A 10584-nucleotide genomic window follows, 5' to 3' on the forward strand; every position below is an offset into this window, starting at 1 on the left:
ATCCAGGGCACGCCGCTCGAGCATGTCGAGGATCTCGACCCCATCGAGTTCATCCGCACCATTGCCGTCGCACGCATCCTCATGCCGCGCTCCCACGTGCGTCTGGCCGCCGGGCGCGAGCTGATGAGCGACGAAACCCAGGCGCTGGCATTCTTCGCCGGGGCCAACTCGATCTTCTACGGCGAGCGCCTGCTGACCGCGCAGAACCCCCAGGCGACCCGTGATCAACGGCTTTTCGAGCGCCTCGGCCTGCACCCCGAGCAGCGCGAAGACGTCGATGACGCCGCCCACGAAGCGGCCATTCAGGAGCGCATGACAAGGGCTCGGCTGGATGCGATGGTCACGGATGCCGCAGCCTCGCCCACGGCCCGGGTCCGCGCATGACGGCAGCGTCACGGTACGTTGAGCAGGGCGATACGCAGGGCGTTATGCAGGGCGATGCGCGAGGCGATTCGCTGGAGCGCGTGCTGGAGGCGCGCCTGGCACGTCAGCACGCGCTCCAGCGTTATCGTCACAGACACACGACGGCCGGGAAGGGGCCGCATTTCCTGCGCCAAGGGCAGCGCTACCTGACGTTCTGCAGCAACGACTATCTGGGGCTGGCCGGCGATCCCCGGCTGGCAGAGGCGCTGGCCGAAGGCGCCCGGCGTTTTGGCACCGGCGGCGGGGCATCGCACCTGGTCTGCGGCCACAGCGAGGCCCACGAAATTCTCGAAGCGCGACTGGCCGCGCTGACGGGACAGCCTCGGGCGCTGCTGTTCTCCAGCGGCTACCAGGCCAACCTGGGCGTCATCTCGACGCTGCTCGGGCGGGGCGATGTCGCACTCCATGACCGGCTCAATCACGCTTCGCTGCTGGACGCGACCCGGCTGGCCGGTGCCAGCCTGGTGCGATTCGCCCATCGGGATGCCGTCGACTGCGGCGGACGTGTCAGCAGTTGGGTATCATCCAGAGCCTTGTCCTCAGGAGAGAGCGACAGCGCCTCCTCCAGCAACTCGGCCTTGGCCTGCTCCAGTGCCTCGAAGTAACGCATCGCCGCACGGCGGCTATAGGCCACCAATTGAGCCTTGTAGCCGTTGGGCAGGATATGGGTGACGTAATGGCGCAGTATGTCCTGGGCCTTCTCTCGGATCAGTTGAGGCGCCTCGAAGATTTGTCCCTTGGTGGCATACTTCTTCTTGATCGCCTCCAGTTCCTCCTTGCTGTGGTCACGAAACAGGTCCTCGAATAGCCCGTCGAGGCTGGCGCCATCCTTGATCGCCCCCTTGGCGGTGCGCCCCTCGTAGAGGATCGGCACAGTGGCGCCATCCTGCTCCGCTTCCTTGATGGTGTAGCGATCGATGTACTCGCCGAAGATGTCATGGGTACGCTTCTTGTCGCCCATGATGATCGGTGTGCCGGTGAAGCCGATGCGTGCGGCGTTGGGCAGGGCACGCATCATGTTGGCGTGCAGGTCGCCGGCCTGGGTGCGGTGAGCCTCGTCCACCAGGATCAGGATGTCCTCGCTGGTATTGAGCACCTCGAAGGGCTTGCTGAGGGTCGGTTTCTTCGGTGTGGCACTACCTCTCGAGGCGTCTGGTTCAGCAGCGTCGCGACGCCCACTATCGAGCCCTCCTGGAGCCGGAGCCTCATAGCTGACTTCGTCTCCTTCGTTCTCATCCTCAGCATCCGGGTCGCGGTACTTTTGGATGGTGCCGAATACCAACCCGGGGCCTTCCTTGGTCAGCAGCTTCTTGAGCCGGACCGTGTTGCCGGCTTTCTCGACGCTCTCGCCGGTAAGTTCGGCGGTAGCGGAGAGCTGGGCCTGCAGGTCCTTGCGATCGGTGATCACCACCACCTTGAAGCGGCGCAGCACCGGATCGGTACGCAGTTTGCGCACCAGGAACACCATGGAAAGGCTCTTGCCGCTACCCTGAGTGTGCCAGACGATACCGCCACGGCGATCGCTCTCGCCATCCTCGCGGCGCGTCTTGCCATGCTTCAGCCGCTCGACCGCTCGAGTCACGCCACGATATTGCTGATAACGGCATACCAGCTTTATCTCCTGGCCGCCGGCGTTCATGAACAGAGTGTAGTGGCGCACGATATCGAGCAGGTTGGCTTGGGTCAGCATGCCCGCGATCAGGCGTTGCTGGGCGGAAAGATCCGCCACACCGAGATCGATTACCACCTCCGCCTCACGCTGTGGCGCTACCGTCTTCCAGCTCAGGTAATGGGCGAAACGGGCACCGATGGTACCCACCCGCGCCTCGTCGAAGTTGCTCGCCACCAGAAACTGACTGGTGGCAAACAGCAGAGGTGCGCCCTCGTGCTCTCCCACTTCCCCTTCCAGAAAACGCTGGTCATGGTAGCGGCGCAACTGATCCACCGCCTGGCTGAGGCCCTCCGGCACGGTGCGGCTCTTGCACTCCACTACCACTAACGGGATACCGTTGACGAACAGCACCAGGTCCGGGATGACATGGCCCTTGGCGCTATCGTGCCCGGGTGGACACTTCACCTTGAACTGATTGATCACCGTGAAGATGTTGTTGGCAGGCACTTCCCAGTCGATATAGCGAAGGAGCTGGCCGCGCCCTCCGTCCCAGCCATCGAGGCCTTCCACAGGCAAGCCGTTCAGCAACAGCTCGGTGGCTTGCTTGTTGGCCTCCAACACCTTGCTGGCCGGCAGCCGGGTGATGGCCGACACCGCCTGATCCAGACGCTGCTCATCGAGCCAGGGATTGCCATTACGCAGATTGATTCTGCGCAGTTGCTCGCGCAGCAGCGGCTCCATCACCACCTGGGCGAAGTTCTCGCGATGAGTGACAGCCGGATCATCCAACGAGCCGGCCAGATGCTCCCAGCCCTGCCCCACCAACTGGTCAATGAAGGGCTTTTCGACCTCTACGTACTCGGGGCCTGCCATGCCAAGGCGTCCTTACTATTTGTTCTGTTAATCCAATTCTCGTCATGCCCAGGGCCGAGCTCTGGGCCACGACAGAGCAAAAAGGGGATTACTGTACAGCGGTTACTGTCCGAGTCGTGGAGGCCTCGCCCCTCAACCGCTCCAGCGCCAGCGCTATCAAGCGGTCCGAGAACAGGCGCAGCTTGCGCTTGCCAGCCACATCGTCGGGCCAGTGTCGTAGCCCTTCCTTGATCGCTTCGACGGTGGGCTCGATACGTTCCTGACTGATCAGCCAGTCCAGGGTCGCCAACACCTCCATGCCCAAAGGAGACTGGAAACCGTCGATCAAGGCGTCGACCTCCTCCAGCACCTCGGCATAGGGCATGGCCTCGGCGCTGCGCAGATACGCGTTGAGACGCTCCCGCCGTGACTCATCGAACCACACGACCTCGTCGGGAGAAGCGTCGTTGATCCGTTTCTCGCTGTGCAGGTAGCTGCCATCCAGGCCATTCAGGAGATGCCGCAGCCGGTCGGAATAGGGACCATAGCGATGGGGCTGAAACTCGAGCCGGAGAGGATTCTCCAGGCCATGGGCGAGAATGTGACGTTCCAGCAACCAGGCCAGTTTCTGGACCTCCAGCAACGAGCACTCGATGCCCAGCACCCAGTAGCGACGTACCATCTCGGCCATTAGTGCACGCGCCGGCGTCAGTTGCTCCACACCGCTGCGCTTGGCGACGTTCTGGTACTGAGGCGTGGGCTCGAACACCAGCACCCGAACGTCGTCCAGCTCGCTCAGAGCCGCTTCGATGCGCGGACGCACCGCTTCCCAGTCAAGCCCACCGTTGCCACAGCCCAGCGGCGGCATGGCGATGGAGCGAATGCCCCGCTCGCGGATGACCCGCTTGAGGTCCTTCAGGCCGGCATCGATCCACTCCATCCGTGTCCTGGCACGCCAGTGCTGCTTGGTAGGAAAGTTGATGATCCAGCGGGGGCCCAGCAGAGCATCGCGCTCGGTGACGAACATGCAACCGGTTACCACCTCCTGCCGTTTACAGGCGGCTTCATAAGCAGCGAAGTTCTCGGGGAACGCCTCCTTGAACATCAGCGCAATGCCCTTGCCCATCACGCCGACGGTGTTGACGGTGTTGACCAGCGCCTCGACATCGGCCTCGAACAGGTTGCCACGGGTATACTCAATCATCGGAAGAACCAGTTGGGTCGTGTAGCCACCTTTAGATCCAGGTGGTTGGTTGCCGCTTGCGTTTCGACAGCGGCTCGCACCCCGTCAGTATACGTGCCAATGCCTAGCAGTGCCGAGACAGGCAAATGGCGATGAACCAGAGCCTCCGCCTGATAGCGATCCGTCTTCTCGGGGTTCTCGAGGTCGCGTTTGAAGTCGCTGGTTTGCAGAAGCTGCCAGGGGACGAATTCCGCCAGGTCCTCCAGCCGACGACTGAACTCGGCATTGGCCAGATAGGCATGCCGATCAGTGAAGAGGAAGCCAACGCCGAGCCGCTCCAGGTGTGGCAACGAGCTTACCAACACGACGATATCCTCCCGGGCCTGCCTGGGGACGCCGTGCCCGGTGACAATGTTGTAGAGCATCATCGAATGCGGCGTGAAATAGAATGGAATGTAGTCGCTCAACATCCCGCCGGATGGCACCGGCACCTCTCGCGTAGCCCGCCTATCGATCAGTTCCTGACGGCCAATGGTGACGAAGCCCCGATCCTGCTCTTCGGCCGACCGACAATAGAGCCCGTTTGCCAGCAGCCATGGCAGATTGTCTCGATGCGTAATGCGGAAGATCAGGGCTTTGCGGGCATTCAGGCTGCGGGAGAGGTCGGTGGCCATGGTTCAGTTTTCCCCCTCCTCATCGGTACCCACCAGCGGCTTCTTGCCCATAGCCTTCTCGATGATCTCCAGCAGGCGGCGCTTGCGCTGCTGATAGAAGACCTCGAAGTCGTCGGCGCGCAGTGCCGCGGTGGGAATCCGGTGCCCTTCGAGAATGGCGTTCATCGCCTCGTCGCCAAGCTGAACCTGCTCGTGGTTCTGTAGGCGGGCCAGATACGCCGAAGGCGCATCGCCGCCGATCATGCGGTTGGCCTTGAACGAGATCGGCGTCTTGTTGATGATCGCATCGTAGACCCGGGGCGGTATGCCCTGCGCCTCGCACCAGGCCCGCGGGAAGATATGGTGGATATCGAGCTCGACCCCCTGATTGTCCAACTCCTGGATATCGCCCTTCCAGAAAAAGTCTTCGGCGCCCTCGCGCAGGATCAGAACGTTGATGCCCTTGTAGGCGGCACTCAGGCGGCTGCGCAGGGATTCCAGGCGAGCCGGATCGAAAGACGCATCGGTGACGGTGCGGGGTACCTCGGCGTCGTTCTCAAACCAGTTCATCAGCTCTTCCAGATCCAGGGCGATGCGGGTTTCCACGGCACCGCCGTAGAGCTCGCCCAGCACGCCGCTCCAGTACCAGCGGGAGAGCTTGGCGTGGATGCGTGGCTCGCGCCAGCGGTTGCCCAGTAGCGTCATCACTGCCGCCAGGGGGACCAGTTGAGTGGCGTAGGGCAGTTCGCGGCGACTGTAGAAGCACTCCTTGAGCAGAAAGCGGGCCGCCTCGACGAAGCCCTTCTCGACCTCATCAGCCCAGCGACGATAGGCCTCGAGCGGCAGGTCCAGCACCGAGGCGCGCTTGGCGCTGACCGGCCGCACCTGCTTGCCGGTCCTGCCTCCCTTGAGGTCCTCCAGCTTGCGCTCCCGGGTGTGTAGCAAGGTAATAGCCTGGAGCAGGTCGGTGCTTTGCACGTCCTTGAGCAATTCGTGCTGCTCGAGACGGGCCTTGCGCGAAGGCACCTTGCGGATGTCGGAGCCGAACCAGTCGTCGCGAAGATTGTAGCCCTCCGCCGCATAGCTGGCGGTAATCAGCTCGAATACCGAGAGCTGCACACCGCCGGTGTTGACCTTCTCGAACACCAGGCAGACCGCCTCCTTGGAGGTCTCCTTTTTCAGTTCGATAACCGGCAACTGGTAGGCGGAGAAAGCACTGAGGACCTTTTCCTGGAACTCGAAGTAAGTCCCGATTGCCCCCTGATTGTATTTGAACAGGTCACTCGCCCAGTCATTGGGGGACAGCAGCTTGTCACAAGGAAAGTAAAGCTGTTCGCACTCCCGCTGGCGGGTAGAGAGATCCAGGTCAACCTTGCGACCGAAATCGCTGCGCTTCTGGCGGCTGTCGTCCACCGCGACCACGGCATCCTCCAGCCGATCCTCGCCTTCCAGCGCTGTGCGAATGTCGAAGTAGTAATGGCGCTTGATCTCCTTGCCCTTGGCGGTGCGAGTATCCACCGGTGTGGGCAGGCCTATCGCCTGGGTCAGGCTGGTGAGGCGCTGCTGGCCGTCGAGAATGAGCTGGTCCGGGTCCTTGGTGACGCTGCCCGGGTCGATGCCTTCCACCGGGCGCGTCTCGAAACGCACCTCGCCGCCGGTTTCCATCAGCATCACCGCGCCCACGGGGAACGAGCGAGCGATACTCACCAGCAGGCTCTTCACGTGGTCGTCGTCCCACACCCAGCCGCGCTGGAAGTCGGGCAGCTGGATCTTGCCGGTGATGATGTCCTTGAGCAGCTCGGGCAGCGAGCGCTTGGTGCTGTCGAACGTGGTCATGACGGTTCCCTGTGCATATTCTTGGTGTTGTAGATGCCTCGGTCTATGCCGGAGTGGTAGCTTGGACCTTCTCCAGAAGTGGGGTAACGCGGACGCGGCCGGTGAGGAGGTCGTCCATGATGCCCGACTTGAATCTATAAAGAGATGTTAGATTGTCGTTTAAAATATCGACATTATTCTGGGCTGAGCTGACCTTTTTCATGATTCGCTGTTGCTCTCTTGGGTTTGGCATGGGGATTTCTAGCTTTGCCAGGCTTCTCCAGTATATGGCCGCAACTGAAGTTGTTCCTGTGGCCAGCTGCCCTATACGTTTTTTCCCAAGAGAAGCCCCCATGTAAGTGGCGACAAAGTGACCATTGGCGATTTCAGAAAAGCGAATCCGCAATATATTGTTGTCAAAGGTGAAGAGACTCCCCTCGCCTTTCCACGAGCATGTTTTACCAACGAGTTCAGGAGTGTTTCTTGTGTTAAAAAGCAGATCTGCGTCATGCAGGAAAAGATTTTTCTGAACTTTGCTAGCTGAGATATTTTCGATATTAGCAAGCGACAGTGTATTTTCCCAGTTAAGGTTACCCATCTTTATGAGCTTTATTTTTGATGATGACTCCGCCCCTCTGTTTGCAGTGCCAAGGGTTGTAGAGATCGCCATTTCGTCAATCGCAATACACTCCCACTCCCTCGGGATCAACCCCAGCCGCGACCCCTTGTAAAGCGCCGGTGCCTGCTCGGGGCTGGGGCGGAGCTGTCCGTGCTCGTCAATGCCGCGGGTCAGCAGGTCGTGGAGCAGGCCCTCCTTGACCTTCTCCAGTTTGGCAATGAGCGCCTCGGTTTTCTGGATCTGGGTGTCGAGGGTGTCGAGGATGTGGGCGATGAGTCGCTGCTCTTCTTTTGGAGGTATTTCAAGGGGAAATGCCTCCACATCAGAGTTTTTTAGGTTGTTGATGGCACTGCCAGCAAGGATTATGTCGAGGTGCCTTCTATAAGCGTTCGACTGAAGGAGGTAGGAGACAAATTTTCCGTCTGCATGAGGGAGCGGTCGGAAAATTGAACAGAATGCACCAACCGTGCACGGCGCTTCCTTCCTCTCAATTCTACCTGACTTGCCAACTAACGCCTTTGACCCGTTGGACATGCATACGGCAATATCTTTGTGTTGAGCCAGCTGATCTTTGCTGACAATGTGCGAAGGTATCAGCTGGATATTTTCAAAATTTACCTTCCCGCCCCTTATGTTGTTGGACCTGAGAAGAATAACTGTTTCAGGCGACATGAAGCTTTGGAGCTGATTCGGGGTATACGACACCCCTCTAACCCCGTAAGCCAGTTCTCCTAGACTGCCATGCTCCCACTCAAACATACCCCAGATCCCCCAGATACTGCTGCAGCTCCTTGGCGGCGGCGGCGCGTTCGGCCTCTATGTCGGCCAGCGTCACCCGGTACTTGTCCCACCAGGTCTCGAACGCGGCGATCACCTGCTGGCGCTGCTGGCGGATATAGCGCTCGAGGATGCCCTTGAGGTCGTTGTGCAGGATGGTGCCGACCAGCTCGGCGGCGGCGGGCTCGTCGAGAGCGTCCACGGCCTGGTTCAGGCGTGCCTCGAAGTTGCCGACCTTGGCCTTGTGCTGCTTCTTCACCTGGGTGCGCTGGCTCTTCCAGGCCTTGATCTCCGCCGGGGTGGGGGCGTCGTCGTCCTCACCGTCACTCGATTCGGCCTCGTCACCGTCGTCGCTTTCGGGCTTGGCCTCGGCAGCCTTGATTCGGGCATCCAGCTCGGCCTTGCGGGCGGCAAGCTCCTCCAGCTCGGCGACGTAATCCTCCAGCAGGAAGTGCACCAGGCGATGATCCAGCGGGTTGGTCTTGCTCTGGTCGTCCTCCAGCAGGCTATTGATGGAAGTGCGCCAGGCGTCCACCACACCGAGGCAGCCGCGGGCCTGCAGGGTGCGGAACTCGTTCTTGTTGTCGAACCAGAAGCCGGCAATGAGGCCGCGCACCGCGAAGCGGTCGAGCATGGCAGTGGGCTCCAGCGCCGCGGTGAAGCTGCCCAGCAGCTCGTCGCGTAGCCGGGTCAGGCGGCCGCCGTTGCCTTCCAGTTGGGTGATGCTGCCGCCGTGCTCAGCCCACCAGCCTTCGAAGGCGTCCATCACACGGGCTTCCTTGGCGGTGAGGCCGGTGTCCGCTTCGATGGCGGGCTTGAGGTCGCGCTTCTCGGCGAGGTGGGCAGCGAAATCCACGTAGTCGGGATCGGCTTTTCCCTCAGCGCCCCGTGCCACGAACAGCCTCATGGGGTCGAGGCCCTGGGCGTCGAAGAGCGGGTGCTTGGCATCGATCTCTGCCACTGGCACGCCACCCTTGAGGTGGGCGCGTACGTCCTGAGGCTCCGGCGGCGGGGTGTTGTCGGCGTAGCGGCGGATATTGAGGTTGTAGTCGTTGTCGCGCAGTTCCTCGAGCGGCACGGCACGGGCGAAACCAGGCACCCCCGAGTAAGCTTCGAAGGTGCTGGCGATCTTCTCGATATGCTCGGGCAGCAGGTGGTTCTGGGCGCGGCCCTCGTAGTATTCGCGGTCGGCATTGATGAACAGCACCTTACCCTGGCGCTCCTCGGGCTTGGCGCCCTTGGCCCGCAGCACCAGGATGCTGGCCGGAATGCCGGTACCGTAGAAGAGGTTGGGAGCCAGGCCGATCACCGCCTCGACCAGGTCATCCTCCAGCAGACCGGCGCGGATGCGCTTCTCGTCGCCGCCGCGGAACAGCACGCCGTGGGGCATGACGGTGGCTAGCCGGCCGTTGGCGTTGAGGCTCGCGACCATGTGCTGCAGAAACATCAGATCGGCCTTCTTGGCGCCTTCCGGCACGCTGCCGTAGTGGAAACGCTCGGGGAAGTTCTGGCTGGCCGTATAGCCGATGGAGAACGGCGGATTGGTCAGGATGCGGTCGAAACGCATCAGTTCGCCGTTTTCCACAATATGCTGCGGGTCCGTCAGGGTGTCGTCGTTTCGCAGGTCGGCGGAGCCGATGCCGTGCAGCAGCATGTTCATCTTGGCGATGGCCCATACCGAGCCGGAAGCCTCCTGACCGAACAGGTTGAGCCGGCGCGGATCGCCGCCCTGTTCCTCCAGGTACTCCTTGGAAAGGATCAGCATCCCCCCCGACCCCATGCATGGGTCGTAGACGCTGTGTCCTTCCTGCGGATCCATCAACCGCACCATCATGCGGACCACCGAGCGCGGAGTGTAGAATTCGCCGCCCTTCTTGCCGGCGGAATCCGCGAAGTCGCGAATCAGATACTCGTAGGCGGCACCGAGCAGATCGGGGAACTCGAAGTCCTCGTTGCGCAGGCGGTACTCGCTGAAATGAACGATAAGATCGCGAAGCTTCTTGTCCGGCAGCGTGGTAGAACCCACCTTGCGGGTAAAGTCGATATGCTCCAGCACCCCGGCCAGACTTTGGTTGTGCTCTTCCAGGCCGGCCAGCGCCTTGTTCAGGGCATTGCCGACGCCCTGATGGGCTTCCTTGAGCAGGTATTGCCAGCGTGACTGTTCGGGTACGTAGAAGGTGGCCTTGTACCAGCTCGGCATCTCGATGACGTTGGCGATGTCGATCTCGCTCTTGCCAGCCTGCGCGAGCTGCTCGCGCACTTCTTCCTGGCGCTGCTCGAACACGTCCGAGCAGCGCTTGAGGAACAGCATGCCGAAGATGTATTCCTTGAACTCCGAGGCATCCATGCGCCCACGCAGGATGTCGGCCGCCTTGAACAGGTGCCGTTCCAGTTGATTGAGGGTCAGAATCATGTACTGCGTTTTCCTGAGATAGATGAGCCGGCCGTTTATGGGCCGTGGTGACTGGCAGCTATCTCAACAAAATTCGGCCTGAAACACTATGAACCAATGCAACAAAAACCGTAACTATTCAGGTGGCTGCGGATGGCATGTCGCCAACCACCTGATTTTTTTGGCATAGTGTGCCTGATCCTTCGGCACGTCTATGCGGTGACATGACCATCAGCGATATCAACGTCGACGAGGCCC

The 10584-nt window shown here is 61.1% G+C and carries 6 protein-coding genes and 2 pseudogenes; 2 read left to right on the forward strand and 6 right to left on the reverse strand.

Features of this window, described 5'->3' with window-relative positions; translation table 11 throughout:
• Nucleotides 1-384: pseudogene (locus tag R3F72_RS17975) on the forward strand (biotin synthase BioB); the annotation flags it as partial.
• Nucleotides 381-1028: an aminotransferase class I/II-fold pyridoxal phosphate-dependent enzyme gene (locus tag R3F72_RS17980; RefSeq protein ID WP_442978367.1), complete on the forward strand. Its 648-nt coding sequence runs from the start codon at nucleotides 381-383 to the stop codon at nucleotides 1026-1028. The pseudogene R3F72_RS17975 and the gene R3F72_RS17980, both read left to right, overlap by 4 nt.
• 176 nt (nucleotides 1029-1204) lie before the next feature.
• Here the strand turns inward: R3F72_RS17980 and R3F72_RS17985 are convergent.
• From R3F72_RS17985 to R3F72_RS18010, 6 genes and pseudogenes are all read right to left on the reverse strand, one after another.
• Nucleotides 1205-2908: pseudogene (locus R3F72_RS17985) on the reverse strand (type I restriction endonuclease subunit R); the annotation flags it as partial.
• Nucleotides 2909-2996: 88 nt separating this feature from the next.
• On the reverse strand, nucleotides 2997-4091 hold the full coding sequence (gene darG, locus R3F72_RS17990; protein ID WP_332780414.1) for a type II toxin-antitoxin system antitoxin DNA ADP-ribosyl glycohydrolase DarG: 1095 nt from the start codon (nucleotides 4089-4091) through the stop codon (nucleotides 2997-2999).
• Nucleotides 4088-4744 carry a type II toxin-antitoxin system toxin DNA ADP-ribosyl transferase DarT gene (gene darT, locus R3F72_RS17995; protein WP_332780415.1) on the reverse strand — a complete coding sequence of 219 codons (657 nt, stop codon included), beginning with the start codon at nucleotides 4742-4744 and terminating at the stop codon, nucleotides 4088-4090. The genes darG and darT overlap by 4 nt, the downstream gene beginning before the upstream one ends.
• Before the next feature lie 3 nt (nucleotides 4745-4747).
• Entirely contained in the window at nucleotides 4748-6559 is a 1812-nt protein-coding gene (locus R3F72_RS18000; protein ID WP_332780416.1) for a GmrSD restriction endonuclease domain-containing protein, read from the reverse strand.
• A 43-nt stretch (nucleotides 6560-6602) separates the two neighbouring features.
• The gene (locus tag R3F72_RS18005; protein WP_332780417.1) at nucleotides 6603-7916 is read right to left on the reverse strand and encodes a restriction endonuclease subunit S; all 1314 of its coding nucleotides are present in this window, start codon (nucleotides 7914-7916) and stop codon (nucleotides 6603-6605) included.
• The gene (locus R3F72_RS18010) at nucleotides 7909-10347 is read right to left on the reverse strand and encodes a type I restriction-modification system subunit M (RefSeq protein WP_332780418.1); all 2439 of its coding nucleotides are present in this window, start codon (nucleotides 10345-10347) and stop codon (nucleotides 7909-7911) included. Before R3F72_RS18010 ends, R3F72_RS18005 begins: the two co-directional genes overlap by 8 nt.
• Nucleotides 10348-10584: the final 237 nt, after the last annotated feature.

Origin of the sequence: Salinicola sp. 4072, assembly GCF_036663415.1 — a bacterium.
Lineage (GTDB): Bacteria > Pseudomonadota > Gammaproteobacteria > Pseudomonadales > Halomonadaceae > Salinicola > Salinicola salarius_A.

Bases quoted from the DNA above. Each gene is read 5' to 3' on its own strand.
- R3F72_RS17980 (WP_442978367.1), top strand. From the start codon at position 381: ATGACGGCAGCGTCACGGTACGTTGAGCAGGGCGATACGCAGGGCGTT.
- darG (WP_332780414.1), bottom strand. From the start codon at position 4,091: ATGATTGAGTATACCCGTGGCAACCTGTTCGAGGCCGATGTCGAGGCG.
- darT (WP_332780415.1), bottom strand. From the start codon at position 4,744: ATGGCCACCGACCTCTCCCGCAGCCTGAATGCCCGCAAAGCCCTGATC.
- R3F72_RS18000 (WP_332780416.1), bottom strand. From the start codon at position 6,559: ATGACCACGTTCGACAGCACCAAGCGCTCGCTGCCCGAGCTGCTCAAG.
- R3F72_RS18005 (WP_332780417.1), bottom strand. From the start codon at position 7,916: ATGTTTGAGTGGGAGCATGGCAGTCTAGGAGAACTGGCTTACGGGGTT.
- R3F72_RS18010 (WP_332780418.1), bottom strand. From the start codon at position 10,347: ATGATTCTGACCCTCAATCAACTGGAACGGCACCTGTTCAAGGCGGCC.